10 protein-coding genes are annotated in these 14,048 nt (G+C 73.3%); 6 read left to right on the forward strand and 4 right to left on the reverse strand.

The genetic code is table 11. The annotated features are described in order from the left end of the window. Positions 1-2: 2 nt before the first annotated feature. On the reverse strand, positions 3-4,562 hold the full coding sequence (locus AC3RJ8_RS01535) for a hypothetical protein (protein ID WP_489714216.1): 4,560 nt from the start codon (positions 4,560-4,562) through the stop codon (positions 3-5). Between the two features lie 9 nt (positions 4,563-4,571). Continuing rightward, entirely contained in the window at positions 4,572-5,705 is a 1,134-nt protein-coding gene (locus tag AC3RJ8_RS01540; RefSeq protein ID WP_489714217.1) for a diacylglycerol/lipid kinase family protein, read from the reverse strand. Positions 5,706-5,846: 141 nt separating this feature from the next. On the opposite strand from AC3RJ8_RS01540, the gene serS reads away from it, so the two are divergent. Continuing rightward, complete coding sequence (gene serS, locus AC3RJ8_RS01545; RefSeq protein WP_489714218.1) at positions 5,847-7,115, forward strand: serine--tRNA ligase; 1,269 nt, start codon at positions 5,847-5,849, stop codon at positions 7,113-7,115. A 28-nt stretch (positions 7,116-7,143) separates the two neighbouring features. Continuing rightward, on the forward strand, positions 7,144-7,926 hold the full coding sequence (locus AC3RJ8_RS01550; protein ID WP_489715547.1) for an HAD family hydrolase: 783 nt from the start codon (positions 7,144-7,146) through the stop codon (positions 7,924-7,926). Positions 7,927-7,929: 3 nt separating this feature from the next. On the opposite strand, the gene map is transcribed toward AC3RJ8_RS01550, so the two are convergent. Next, on the reverse strand, positions 7,930-8,712 hold the full coding sequence (gene map, locus AC3RJ8_RS01555) for a type I methionyl aminopeptidase (RefSeq protein ID WP_489714219.1): 783 nt from the start codon (positions 8,710-8,712) through the stop codon (positions 7,930-7,932). Positions 8,713-8,959: 247 nt separating this feature from the next. Here map and AC3RJ8_RS01560 point away from each other — a divergent pair, with 247 nt between their 5' ends. The 3 genes from AC3RJ8_RS01560 (at position 8,960) to AC3RJ8_RS01570 (ending at position 12,385) form a co-directional block, all read left to right on the forward strand. Further along, positions 8,960-10,357 (forward strand): ABC transporter substrate-binding protein, encoded by a 1,398-nt coding sequence (locus AC3RJ8_RS01560; protein WP_489714220.1) that lies wholly within the window; start codon positions 8,960-8,962, stop codon positions 10,355-10,357. A 136-nt stretch (positions 10,358-10,493) separates the two neighbouring features. Continuing rightward, positions 10,494-11,435 carry a carbohydrate ABC transporter permease gene (locus AC3RJ8_RS01565; protein ID WP_489715548.1) on the forward strand — a complete coding sequence of 314 codons (942 nt, stop codon included), beginning with the start codon at positions 10,494-10,496 and terminating at the stop codon, positions 11,433-11,435. Next, entirely contained in the window at positions 11,432-12,385 is a 954-nt protein-coding gene (locus AC3RJ8_RS01570) for a carbohydrate ABC transporter permease (RefSeq protein ID WP_489714221.1), read from the forward strand. The genes AC3RJ8_RS01565 and AC3RJ8_RS01570 overlap by 4 nt, the downstream gene beginning before the upstream one ends. Positions 12,386-12,546: 161 nt before the next feature. On the opposite strand, the gene AC3RJ8_RS01575 is transcribed toward AC3RJ8_RS01570, so the two are convergent. Next, complete coding sequence (locus AC3RJ8_RS01575) at positions 12,547-12,972, reverse strand: DUF805 domain-containing protein (protein ID WP_489714222.1); 426 nt, start codon at positions 12,970-12,972, stop codon at positions 12,547-12,549. A 157-nt stretch (positions 12,973-13,129) separates the two neighbouring features. Here AC3RJ8_RS01575 and AC3RJ8_RS01580 point away from each other — a divergent pair, with 157 nt between their 5' ends. Beyond that, positions 13,130-14,044 carry an EamA family transporter gene (locus tag AC3RJ8_RS01580; protein ID WP_489714223.1) on the forward strand — a complete coding sequence of 305 codons (915 nt, stop codon included), beginning with the start codon at positions 13,130-13,132 and terminating at the stop codon, positions 14,042-14,044. Positions 14,045-14,048 lie beyond the last annotated feature (4 nt).

Consider the following 14,048-nt stretch of genomic DNA (forward strand, 5'->3'; position numbering starts at 1 on the left):
GGTCAGCCTACGAGGCGGTCCTGGGGGCGGGTCGCCACGGGGTCCGCCGTCCCGCCGGACCACAGCGCGTGCAGCGCGGCCACCGTGAGCAGCGGGACGGCCGGCACCAGGGCGATCATCGCGATCCGGGCCCCGAAGTCGTTCACGACGGAACCGGCCATGCAGGTGACCCAGATCGCCAGGACCGTCGGGCGCAGGAGCGGCCACGCGGCCTCCGTGCGGGCGAACCAGCGCGGGGTGAACCGCCCGGGAGCGAACAGCAGGAGGCCCCCGGCCACCAGTACGGCCAGCGTGAGCCAGACCGGTGCGCCGTCGAGGACGGACCGGGCGGCGTAGCCGGCCTTCCGGGCCAGCGTCTCCCAGGCCTCGCCGTCGACGACCTGCCCGACGAACCGGCCGAGGTGCGAGCGGTCCTCGGGCGGCCGCAGCCGGTCGAGCACGCCGACGACCGCGACGGCGCCGACCCCGGCCGCGCTGACGACGACGAACCGCTGCCAGGTCAGCCGTGCCCCGGAGGTGGCGAGCCCGAGCACGGCGAAGGCGGGGACGACCACGAGGGCGCCGCCGAGGTCGGCGCCGAGGGTGGGCCACACGACGACCGCCATCGTGACGACACCGGTCGCTGCCACCACCACCGTCGCCGCGGCCCGCCGGCCTCGCTCGACGAGCAGCTGGGCGAGGGCTCCGGCGGTCACCAGCGCGGCGACGGCGTAGACGGAGAAGGTCGGGTTGCTGAAGCCGTAGAAGCGCGCGCCGAACGTCGGGGCTGAGCCCAACGGGCTCGCCCGGTTCAGAGGAGTGCCGATCAGCGCGTCGAGCGTGAGCACGGCGAAGGTGATCCCGGCGACGATCCCCGGCCCGAGCCAGACCGGCCGCCGCGGTGCGAGTGCGCCGACGGCCGCGACGACCGCCGTCGTGCCCAGGGCGGACGCGACGAGCGCGAGCGTGGGCTGCTCGAAGCGCCACCAGCCGGTCGACGAGCCGAGGTAGGCACCGGCCGGGAGCGCCGCGAGGACCAGGGCGGCGCCCCGGGCCCAGCCCCAGGCTGCTCGCCGTCGTGCCGGTGCGCGGGGCCCGGTCGCGCGTGCGAGCCGTGGGCCGAGGAGCAGGCAGGCCACGGCGAGCGCCAGGCCCGCGTACAGCGGGAGGTCGACGAACGCCGTGTAGACGGCGCGCCGCGAGTGGTCGAGCGTCGTGAGGTCGGCCAGGCCCTCCGCGGCCTCGGCGGCCTTCTGCGGCCGCGGCGACCCCCACGCCAGCGGGGTGTCGTCCACCGGGGCCGTGGGCGTCAGGCCCGCCGCTCCGAGGATGGTGGACGGGACGTCGAGCACCCGGACGACGCCGTCGGTCCGGGTCGCGGCGCTGGTGAGGAACCGCGGCTCCGGCGGCGCGTCGGCGCCCGGCCGGACGAGCGCGACGCCGAGCACCGGCCGGCTCCCGGGGGTCCCCGCGAGGTCCGCGACCAGGACGGTGGCGTCCGGCGGCGCGGCGGCCAGGACCTCGCCCACGGTGGCGTCGACGGCGCGCACCGCGGCCGCGTGCTCCGCCTCCTGGGCGACGCGTTCCTCGGCCGTGGCGTCCGGGTCCACGGGCGATGCTGTCGCATCCCCGGCGTCCACGACCGTCGCGGGGCAGCCGAAGGCGTCCGTGCCCGGTGTCGTCGCCGCGCCGAGCTCGCGGTACCGCGCGACGTCGCCCTCGGGGTCGGCCAGCGCGAGGGCGGCGCCGGGGCCGACGGCGGTGGCGCACCCGCCCGCGGCGAGCTGGTCCGCGAGCGTCCCGAGCGCGGCCTGGTACGTCGAGCCGCGCTGGAGCGCGACGAGCTCGTCCCACCCCTCGACCACGGCGCCGTCGTCCGCCGGCACGGGTCGGGGCGCGGGGCAGCGCCAGGTGTCGTCGTCCGCACGCTCGGTGGACACCTCCGGCAGGGTGCCCGCCGAGAGCGCGAGCCACCCGCCGACGACGCACCGGCTCGACGCGCCCGTCGGCTGCGCGGTCCCGCCGGCGCCGGCGCCGTCGGCGAGCAGCGCGCTCAGGACGGGTGCGCGTCCCTCGGCGACGTCGTCCCAGCGGACGCCCGTCGTCCCGACGAGGACGACCGGCCGGTCCGGGGTGGCGACGTCCTCGACGCCGGGCGCCACCTGACCGCCCGCGTCGGCCTCCTCGGCGGCGGCCCGCAGCCCGGCGGAGCCGAGCGCGGCGGACGTGAGCAGCAGGAGCACGAGCATCGCGCCGCTCACGGTCACGAGCACCGTCGGCAGGCGGTGGATGCCCGGTGCGGCGACGGCGCCCTCGGCCGGCCGGGCGGTCCCGACGGGTCGACCGGGGCCGTCCGTGTGCTCGAGGTGCCCGGCGAGCAGCGCCGGCGTCGCGAGCACCAGCACGAGGAACGCGACGAGGATCCCCGAGTCGTTGACCAGCGTGCCGACGACGGCGGTGACGACGAGCGCGACGACGAGCCGGTGGAGCAGCGGGTCCCGCCGGTAGGCCGCGGCCACGCCGTCGAGGCGTGCCTGGCGCGGGCGGAGGACGGCCCAGCCCGTCGCGGCGCACAGCACGAGCGCCGCCGCTCCGGCCGGGTGGGCGATCGTGGCCCAGGCGCCGGCGGCCTTGCCGGCGACCACGCCGACGGCCCGGCCGTCCAGCACCGACTGCACGAAGTCGCCCAGGTGGCTGGTGCTGCTGCCGACCATCCAGTCGGCCACCGCGACGACCACCACCACGGCCACGGTCGCGGCGCCCACCAGGACGGCCCGGCGCCAGGTCGTCCGGACGCCCGCGATGCCGAGCACCAGCACCGCGAAGCCGGGCACGAGGGCCAGGATCCCGCCGAGGTCGGCGCCGAAGGCGGGCAGCCCGTCCACGAGGAGGGTGACCACCCCGACCGCACCCGCCGTCGCGGCGGCACGGGTCGGCGAGCCCCCACGGGTGCGGACGACGGCCGCGAGGCCCGCGGCCAGCAGCAGGCCGGCCACGGCGTACACGGCGAAGACGGCGTTGGAGAACCCGTAGAAGCGGGCGCCGACGGCAGGGGTCGAACCCAGCAACGAGCCCTGCTGCAGCGTGGTGCCCGTGATCCCGTCCACCGTGAGGACCAGCCACGTGACTGCGGCGAGGCAGGTCGGGACCCGCCAGGGCGACGGGGGCAGGAGCCGGCGTGCCGCCCAGGCCGCCAGACCGGCGCCCAGGGCGGCGACCGTCAGGGCCAGCAGCAGCGCCAGCACGGGCGAGGGCCACGCCCACCAGCGGGTCAGGGTCGCCAGCGAGGCCGCGACGGGCAGGCTCGTGGCGACCATCAGGGCGGCGAGCGCCACCCGTCGCCACGGCCGCGGCGACGTGCTGAGGTCGGTGCGGGCGGGCGCGTCCCGGGAGGCCCGACGGCGCCCGGCGAGCAGCGCGGCGACGACGACCAGACCCGTCACGGTCACCAGCCCGAGGAGCACCGGGGCGAGCCGGGGCACCGTGTCGGTGAGGACACCGAGGTACTGCCGGTTCTCCACCGTGGTGTCCACGGGGACGCGGCGGTCGGCGCCCCGCTCGAGCGGCGACCCGGTGAACGGGGCCAGCGCCTCGGCGAGCGGGTCGGCGTCGTCGCCGTCCTCGTCCTCGCCCGTGGGTGCCGGTGCCGTGCCCGAGAGCGCGCCGCCGGTCACCGTGTCGGCGACGGTGGCGCTCAGGTCCGCCAGGACGACCACGCCCGTCCAGCGCGACGACGTCGAGGTGAGCCAGGTGGCCCCGCCGCCGTCGGGCGCGGTCCAGTCGACGACGACCTGCAGGTCGGAGGGACCCTGCGGGGTGTCGGCGACGCCGGTGATCACGAGGCGGCCGCCGTCGGGCAGCATCGCGACCAGCTCACCCACCCGGTCGTCGACGGTCTCCACGGCGGCGCGGCGGTCCTCGGCGAGGTCCGGCAGCGTCCCCAGGTCGACGACCGTGGCGGGGCAGCGCGCCACCTCCTCGGCGTCGAGCCGGCCGAGGTCGGGGAGGTAGCGGGCGACGGAGCCGTCGCCGGCGGCGAGGGCGACCGCAGCACCGGGCCCGACCGCCGTCGCGCACGTCCCGGCGTCGTCGACGAGGTCGCCGAGCGCGCCCGGCGGGGCCGTCGTCGGCGCGGTCCGCCCGGTGGTGGTCCGGTCGGTCTCGCCGGGGACGGTCGCCGGGACGGGTGCGCCCGGACCGGGCCCCTCGGCCTCGTGGACGTCCGGGACGGGCAGGTCGGTGCACTCGGCGCCGGCGGCGTCACCGGCGACCTCGCCGGCGTCGGCGTCCGAGCCGACGCGCTGGCCGGCCGACATCGTGAGCCAGGCGTCGAGGGGGCAGGTCGGGGTGAGCGTCCGCACCGCGACGGACGCGACCGAGCCGCCGCCGGCGAGCCGCCACAGGTGCGGGGTGCGGTCGGCGTCGACGTCGCTCCACTGCAGACCGGCGACGCCGGCGAGGACCAGCGGGGTCTCCGGCGGGGCGGGCTCGCCGCCGTCGTCGCCGTGCGCCGCGGACGGAAGCAGCACGCAGGCTGCCAGCAGCGCGACGAGCACGGCGAGGGGACGGGCGGGGGGTCGCACCCGGTCAGCCTATGCGGGCGCCCGCACCACCAGTGCCCCGGGCTCCACCCAGGACTCGAGGCTGGCGGCGCGGCCGAGCACGTCGCCGTCCACCTGGGCCTGCTCGCCGCCGTCCACGTCGATGCGGACCCGGCGGGCGCGCACGTGGTCGATCCGGCCGATCTTGATCCTCGCCTCGTTCTGCACGCCCATGCCCTGGGCGACGACCTCGCCGAAGAGCTGGGCCCACCCGGCGAGACCGCCCCGGGTGTCGATGGCGGCGACGTCGAGGATGCCGTCGTCCATCACGGCGTCCGGCAGGAGCGTGATCCCGCCGGGCAGGCGCCCGCAGTTGCCGACCATGAACGTGCGCAGGCGGGCCGCCACGGGGGTCTCGTCGTCCAGGGTGATCTGCGCCTTCATGCGGCGCCCGTGCAGGTGGCGGGCACCGGCCAGGAAGTAGGCGACCCAGCCCATGCGGGCCTTGAGCTGCGCGTCGGCGTCGGCGACCATCGCCGCGTCGAAGCCGAGCCCGGCGATGACGAGGAAGAGGTGCGCCACCCGCTCGTCGCCCTCGCCCTCGGGGGCGACGTCCTCCGAGGCGACGTCGAGGTCGTCCGCACCGTCGGCCGCGGGCGTGACCCTCGCCCGGCCGACGTCGATGCGCCGGTCGCGTCCGCCGATGACGACGGCCATCGCCTCGTCGACGTCGGCCAGCGGGATGTCGAGGTTGCGGGCCAGCAGGTTGCCGGTGCCGGCGGGCACGATCCCCATGGGGGTGTCGGTGCCGGTCAGCCCCTCGGCGACGGCCCGCACGGTGCCGTCGCCGCCGGCGGCCACCACGATGTCGGCACCGGCCGCGACGGCGGCGCGCGCCTGGCCCGTGCCCGGGTCGTCGACGGTGGTGTCGTAGAAGAGCGGCTCGGGCAGCGCCGCCTCGGCGCAGACCCGGCGGGCGGTGACGACGATCCGGTCGGTGTTCTCCTTGGAGGGGTTGACCACGACGGCGATCAGCGGGCCGGTGAGGGGCGTCCCGGCGCCCGGTGCGGGGGGCGAGGCGGTCGCGTGCCGCTCACGGTCGCGCCGCACGGCGACTAGCGCCACCGTGAGCGCGACCGCACCGAGGACCAGTGCGACGATTCCGACGATGAGCTCCCAGGGCATGAGGGCAACATAGGGCGAACCGGGCCGTCGTGCGCGAGGTGGCGTGCGACGCGCCGGGGGAGCGGCGTGCGACGGTGGCGCCCCGGGGGGTCCGGAGCGCACGCGGGGGCCCGCGCCCCCCGGACCGTTAGGCTGGCGGGCGTGATCGACATCCGTCTCCTGCGCGACAACCCCGACATCGTCCGCGAGAGCCAGCGGGCGCGCGGTGAGGACCCCGCCCTCGCCGACGCCGCCCTGGCCGCCGACGCCCGACGCCGCAGCTCCCTGGCGGAGTTCGAGTCCCTGCGGGCCGAGCAGAAGGCCCTCGGCAAGCAGGTCGCCCAGGCCTCCGGCGACGACAAGGCGGCGCTGCTGGCCCGCACCAAGGAGCTGGCCGCCCAGGTCAAGGAGCACCAGGCCGCGGCGAACGAGGCCGACGCCGAGCTGGACGAGCTGCTGTTCCGGATCCCCAACGTCGTCGAGGGCGCCCCGGCGGGCGGCGAGGAGGACTTCGTCACGCTGCGCACGGTCGGCACCCCGCGCGACTTCGCCGCCGAGGGGTTCGCGCCCCGCGACCACCTCGACCTCGGCGAGGCGCTGGGCGCCATCGACACCCAGCGCGGCGCCAAGGTGTCCGGCTCGCGCTTCTACTTCCTCACCGGCGTCGGGGCCCGCCTGGAGCTGGCTATCCTGCAGGCCGCGATGGACAAGGCGCTGGCCGAGGGCTTCACGCCGATGATCACCCCGACGCTCGTCACCCCGGAGACGATGCGGGGCACCGGGTTCCTCGGCGAGCACGCCGACGAGATCTACCGCCTCGAGCGCGACGACCTGTACCTGGTCGGCACCTCGGAGGTGGCGCTCGCGGGCTACCACGGCGACGAGATCCTCGACCTCTCGGACGGCCCGAAGCGCTACGCCGGCTGGAGCGCCTGCTACCGCCGCGAGGCCGGGTCGCACGGCAAGGACGTGCGCGGCATCATCCGCGTCCACCAGTTCCACAAGGTGGAGATGTTCAGCTACTGCTCGGCCGACGACGCCGCGGCGGAGCACGAGCGGCTCCTCGCGTGGGAGGAGGCCATGATGGCGGCGGTCGAGCTGCCCTACCGGGTGATCGACACCGCCGCGGGCGACCTCGGGACGAGCGCCGCGCGCAAGTTCGACTGCGAGGCGTGGCTGCCGAGCCAGGAGCGGTTCCTCGAGCTCACCTCGACGTCGAACTGCACGACGTTCCAGGCCCGGCGGATGAACGTTCGCGAGCGCACCGAGGGCGGCACCCGCACGGTGGCGACGCTCAACGGCACGCTCGGCACTACGCGGTGGATCGTCGCGATCCTGGAGAACCACCAGCAGCCGGACGGCTCGGTCCGGGTGCCCGCCGGGCTGCGGCCCTACCTGGGCGGCCTCGAGGTCCTCGAGCCGGTGCGCTGAGGTGGCGACGACCCCCTCGCCGGACCGGATGCTGGTGGCGCTCGACATCGACGGCACGTTGCTGTCCTACGACGGCGACATGACCCCGGCGGTGCACGACGCCGTCGCGGCGGTGCGCTCGGCCGGCCACGAGGTGGTGCTCGCGTCCGGCCGCTCGCTGATCGCCATGCTGCCGGTCGCCGCGCACCTGGGGATCACCGCGGGCTGGATGGTGTGCTCGAACGGCGCGGTGACGGTGCGCCTCGACCCGGAGCTGCCCGGCGGATGGGCCGCGGAGGACGTCGTGACGTTCGACCCCGAGCCCGCCCTGAGCCTGCTGCGCCACGAGCTGCCCGACGCCCGCTACGCGGTCGAGGACCTCGGGGTCGGCTTCCGTATGACGGAGCGGTTCCCGGAGGGCGAGCTGGAGGGCGTGCACGTCGTGGTGCCGCTCGAGGACCTGTGGTCGAGCGAGGTCACGCGTGTCATCGTGCGCAGCCCGGAGTCCACCTCCGAGCGGTTCCACGAGCTCGTGGAGCACCTGGGTCTGGACGACGTCACGTACGCGGTGGGCTGGAGCGCCTGGATGGACCTGGCCCCGCTGGGGGTGTCGAAGGCGACGGCGCTGGAGCAGGTCCGACGGCGCACGCACGTCCAGCCGCACCGCACGGTCGCGATGGGCGACGGTCGCAACGACGTCGAGATGCTGCGCTGGGCGGCGCGTGGCGTCGCGATGGGGCACGCGGACGACGTGGTCCGCGGTGCTGCCGACGAGGTCACCGGCACCATCGACGACGACGGCGCCGCCCAGCTCCTGAAGTCGCTGCTGTAGCCCTCAGTCGCGAGCCGTGAGGACGAGCGGGCCGTCCTCGGTGATGGCGATGGTGTGCTCGCTGTGGGCGCCGCGGGAGCCGTCGGCCGAGCGCAGCGTCCAGCCGTCGTCGTCGGTGTAGATCTCGGCGGTGGTCTCGAGGAACCACGGCTCGATCGCGATGACGAGCCCGGGCCGCAGCGGGAAGCCGCGTCCGGCGCGGCCGTCGTTGGGGACGTGCGGGTCGCCGTGCATGGTGCGGCCGACGCCGTGGCCGCCGAAGTCCGTGTTGATCGAGTAGCCGGCCTCGCGGGCGACGGCGGCGATGGCGGCGGAGATGTCGCCGATCTTCTTCCCGGGCTGAGCGGCGGCGATGCCCGCTTCCAGGGCCACCTCGGTGGTGCGGATGAGCTGCGCGTCGGCCTCGGCCCGTGCGGGTGACGCGGACTCCCCGACGACGAACGACAGGGCGGAGTCGGAGACCCAGCCGTCAACGGCGACGGCGAAGTCGATGCTGAGCAGGTCCCCGTCGAGCAGGGTGTAGTCGTGCGGGAGACCATGGAGCACGGCATCGTTGACGGACGTGCAGATGACCTTGCCGAACGGGCTCGCACCGAAGGAGGGGTGGTAGTCGATGTAGCAGGACTCGGCGCCGCGCTCCTTGATGCGGCGGTGCGCGAGCTCGTCGAGCTCGAGCAGGTTGACGCCCGGCTTCGCCGCCGCGCGCACGGCCTGCAGGGTCTCTGCGACGAAGCGGCCCGCGGGGCGCATCTCCTCGATCTCCCGCGGTGTCCTCAGCTCGATCATGGTGGTCCTTCCGCTCTCGTCCGACGTGCTCGTGACATCCGACGCCAAGGGTGTCACGACTGGCCGCGGGGTCGGATCGTCACCGCATCGTAACCGTCGGGCAGCGCTCTCTCGGTTGCATGCCCTGCAAACTTGCGATCAACTTTACAAAGGGGTCGTGAGTGCCGAAGACGGGACAAAACGGCTCACGAGTCCGACGGCGGACCATGCCGTCGGTGCGACCACACGACGCAGTGGAGGGTTGGACATGACCACAAGGACGACGGCACGACGCCGTGGCCTGGCAGCGGTCGCGGGAGGTGCGAGCCTCGCGCTCCTCCTGGCCGCGTGCAGCGACCCCGACGGTGAGGGCGGCGTCGCGGAAGAGACGGCGGACGACGGCGAGATGATGGAGTCGTCGATCGACTGCGCCGCCTACGACGAGTTCGGCGACCTCGACGGCACGTCGGTGAGCATCTACACCTCGATCGTCGAGCCCGAGCAGACCCAGCAGGAGAACTCCTACGACGCGTTCGAGGAGTGCACGGGCGTCACTGTCGACTACGAGGGGTCGCGCGAGTTCGAGGCGCAGCTCCTGGTGCGGATCCAGGCGGGCAACACCCCCGACATCGCGTACCTGCCGCAGCCCGGCCTGCTGAACACCATCGTCAGCGACTTCCCGGACGCGATCGTCGAGCCACCAGAGGCCACCGTGGCCAACGTCGACGAGTTCTTCAGCGAGGAGTGGAAGGAGTACGGCTCGGTCGACGGCACGTTCTACGCGGCACCGCTGGGCGCCAACGCGAAGTCGTTCGTCTGGTACAACCCGGCGATGTTCGCCGACGCCGGCTACGAGGTCCCGGAGACCTGGACCGAGCTGATGGAGCTCACCGAGACCATCGCCTCGGAGCAGGAGGTCCTGCCGTGGTGCGCCGGTGTCGAGTCCGGGGACGCGACCGGCTGGGCCGGCACCGACTGGATCGAGGACGTCGTGCTCCGCACGGCCGGCCCCGACGTCTACGACCAGTGGATTTCCCACGAGATCCCGTTCAACGACCCGCAGATCGTCGAGGCTTTCGACGCGGCCGGGGAGATCCTCAAGAACCCGGAGTACGTCAACGCGGGTCTCGGCGGGGTCGACTCGATCGCGACCACGGCGTGGGACCAGGCCGGTGTCGGCGTGCTGGACGGCAGCTGCTGGATGTACCGCATGGCCAGCTTCTACGCCACGCAGTGGCCGGAGGGCACCGAGGTCGGTTCGGACGGTGACGTCTACGCGTTCTACCTGCCCACCGACCAGACGGACATGCAGCCGGTGCTCGGCGGCGGGGAGTTCGTCGCGGCGTTCGACGACCGCCCGGAGGTCCAGGCGTTCCAGACATACCTCGCCAGCGCGGACTGGGCCAACGAGAAGGCCATCGCCACGCCCGAGGGCGGCTGGTTCAGTGCCAACAACGGCCTGGACGTGAACAACCTCGCCTCGGAGTTCGACCAGGACGCCGCCGCCCTGGTCGCCGACGAGGAGACGGTCTTCCGGTTCGACGCCTCCGACCTCATGCCCGGTGAGGTCGGGTCGGGGACGTTCTGGAACGGCATCGTCGACTGGCTGACCGGTGCCTCCTCGCAGGAGGTCGCCGACCAGATCGAGAACAGCTGGCCGATGTGATCTCTCCGGCCCGGCCCGTCGGACGCCGCGCGCGTCCGACGGGCCGGGTCGGCCCTATCTTGTGCGGAGGTGAGTCGTGGACTGGTTGACGGAGTTCTTGCTCGAACCCGATACCCCGGGTCAGAAGTTCGCGGTGATGGCGGTGGCGATCCTCCTCTTCGCGGGGGTGATGAGCCTGATCCTCTTCCTGGTGGACCGGCCGCGGCGCATCCCGTCGTGGGTGGTCGCCGTAGGTTTCGTGGGGCCGGCGCTGCTGCTCATCGCGTTCGGGCTGTTGCGTCCCGGGCTGGAGACGCTCTACAACTCGTTCTTCAACCGCACCACCACGGAGTTCGTCGGTGCGGACAACTACGTCCAGATGCTCACGGTCGGGACGTTCCAGAAGGTGCTGCTGGTCACGGCGGCGTGGGTCATCCTGGCGCCGCTTCTGAGCACCTTGATCGGACTGGTCTACGCCGTGCTGGTGGACCGGGCACGCTTCGAGAAGTTCGCCAAGACGCTCATCTTCGTCCCGATGGCGATCTCGATGGTCGGTGCCTCCATCATCTGGGGCTTCGTCTACGAGTTCCGCCCCGACCAGCCGGGCGTCGAGCAGATCGGTCTCCTCAACCAGGTGCTCGTCTGGCTCGGCCTGCCACCGCAGCAGTTTCTCATCGGTGAGCCGTGGAACACCGGATTCCTCATCTTCGTGATGATCTGGATCCAGACCGGTTTCGCCATGACGGTGCTGGCTGCGGCAATCAAGGCCATCCCGGACGACATCGTCGAAGCCGCGCGGCTCGACGGCCTGCACGGGGTCGGGATGTTCCGCTACATCACGGTCCCGAGCATCCGCCCGGCGCTGGTCGTCGTCCTGACCACGATCGCCATGGCGACGCTCAAGGCCTTCGACATCGTCCGCACCATGACGGGCGGGCAGTTCGGCACACAGGTGATCGCCAACGAGTTCTACACGCAGGCCTTCCGGCAGAACAACCAAGGGCTGGCCTCGGCGCTGGCCGTGGTGCTGTTCATCCTGGTGATCCCGATCGTCGCGTACAACGTGCGCCAGATGCGCAGGTCGGAGGAGATCCGATGAGCACCACTCCCGCCGTCCCGGCCTCGGTACCCCAGACCGAGGACACCGGGCCGACCAAGCCGCGCAAGCTGAGCCGGCTCGAGAAGCGCGCGATCGCGACCAAGGGGCGCCTCACGTCCCCCTGGGCTTCCCTCACCGCGGTGATCCTCGCGGTCCTCTGGACGATCCCCACCGTCGGGCTGCTCGTGACGTCCTTCCGGTCCGAGATCGACATCCGCACCAGCGGCTGGTGGACCGTGCTGCCGGGCATCTTCTCCGGGGAAGCCGAGTTCACGCTCGACAACTACAACCAGGCCCTCTACGGCAACGGCAGCAACCTGTCGGAGGTGTTCGTCAACACCTTCGTCATCACGATCCCGGCGGTGGTCATCCCCATCACGGTGGCGCTCCTGGCTGCCTACGGGTTCGCCTGGATCGACTTCCGGGGACGCGACCTGCTGTTCGTCGGCGTCTTCGCCCTGCAGGTCGTGCCCATCCAGGTCACCCTCGTGCCGCTGCTGACCAACTACAACCAGTGGGGCATGCAGGGCTCGTTCTGGACGGTGTGGCTCTCCCACTCGATCTTCGCGCTCCCGCTCGCGATCTTCCTGCTGCACAACTTCATGAAGGACATCCCGCGGTCCCTCGTGGAGGCGGCCCGGGTCGACGGCGCGGGCCACGTGAAGATCTTCTTCCGCGTGCTCTTCCCGCTGCTGGTCCCAGCCATCGCGGCGTTCGGGATCTTCCAGTTCCTGTGGGTGTGGAACGACCTGCTCGTCGGGCTGACGTTCGCGGCACCGGAGTACCGGCCGCTCACGGTGGCGGTCGCCGAGCTGGCGGGCTCCCGCGGTGGCGACTGGCACATCCTCACGGCCGGGGCCTTCATCGCGATGGTCGTGCCGCTCGTCGTGTTCCTGTTGCTGCAGCGGTACTTCGTCCGCGGGATGCTGGCGGGGGCGGTCAAGGGCTGAGTCAGCTGGGTGCTGCGGGCACAGATGAGCCCCGCGACGTCGCGTTCACGCGCCCCAGGGGGCGCTCCACTTCGGGAGATGACGACGTCGCGGGGCTCTTTCGTGCCCGCAGCCGGTCCCGTACCTCCGCCTTGCCGGGGACGAGTTCGGGCAGGCAGTGGTCAGACGGCGGGGGTGGCGGGGGCGGCCTTCGGGTCGGGGCCGTACTGGTTGGGGCCCTGCGTGCCCTCCAGGGCGCAGAAGACGAGCACGAGGATGCCGCCGACGAACGGGACGAAGGCGAGCAGCAGGAACAGGCCCGACTTGTCCTGGTCGTGCAGGCGGCGGACCCCGGCCGACAGGATCCCGATGAAGAGGTAGACCCAGATCGCCAGCAGCGCCAGGCCGAGGACGATCCCGACGACCGTCGTCAGGGCCTGCACGTCGATCGCGGTCATGATCCCCACGACGACGCTGAACACGATGCCCGCGGCGAACATGACGAGGATCGCGAACAGGTACCACCACCAGAACTCGGAGCGCCGCGCACGGCCGGTGAAGTTCGTGAGGTTGCTGCGGACGGACTGGACGGCTTCGCCGAAGGACATGGTTTCCCCCTGGGGATCGATGGTGTCGCCACGGGTGTGCCGACCGCAGGCGAACCTAGAGGACGTGATCACTCTTCGTCCAGGACATCGCCGCGATTCCTCCACATCTCCCGGCATGTGGACGTCCGCACGGACGCCTCGGGCGTAGGCTCCCCGGGTGCCCGACGCCACGACTCCCGTCCCGCCCGGTCCGCCGTCGTCCGCGGCACCGCGCGGTGTCGATCGCGTCCCGGCCCCGGCGCTGTTCGTCGTCTCGGGCCTGACCCTCTACCTGGGTGCCGCCGTCGCCGTCGGGCTCTTCGACACGCTGGGCGCACCCACCGTGAGCTGGTGGCGCATCGTCCTGGCCGCCGTCGTGCTGCTCGCGTGGCGCCGTCCGTGGCGCCGCCGGTGGACCCGGCACGACGTCGTGGTGGCCGGTCTCTTCGGCACGGCGCTGGCCGCGATGAACATCGTCTTCTACGTGGGCATCGACCACCTGCCGCTCGGCGTCGCGGTCGCGATCGAGTTCACGGGACCGATCGCCGTCGCCGCGATCACCGGACGGGGGTGGCGCGAGCGCGGCGCGATCGTCGTCGCCGCCGGCGGTGTGGTCCTGCTCGCCGGCGTGACGCTGGAGAGTGACCTCCCGCGGTCGGACGTCGTCGTCGGGCTCGTCGCGGTCCTGGCGGCGGCGGCCTGCTGGGCCGGCTACATCGTGCTCGGCAAGCGGGTCGCCGGGGCCGCCGGCGGCGGCGCGGGGATCGACGGGCTCGCGATCGGCATGGCCGTGGGTGCCGTCGTCTTCGCGCCGTTCTTCGGCTCGTCGGTGCTCGAGGTCGTGCCCGACGTCCGGCTCCTGGCCCTCCTGCTCGCCGTCGCCCTGTGCTCGTCGGTCGTGCCGTACGTGCTGGACCAGCTCGTGCTGCGCCGCGGGGGGACGGCCACCTTCTCGGTGCTCCTCGCGATGCTCCCGGCCACGGCGACCGTGATCGGCGCCGTCGTGCTGCAGCAGGTCCCGTCGTGGCCGGAGGTCGCGGGACTCGTCCTCGTTTCCGGGGCGATCGTCATGACGGCGACCGGCCGCGAGTAGCCCC

This window comes from Isoptericola sp. MSGPD8_1_ISO-PGPR-S23-394, assembly GCF_058072785.1.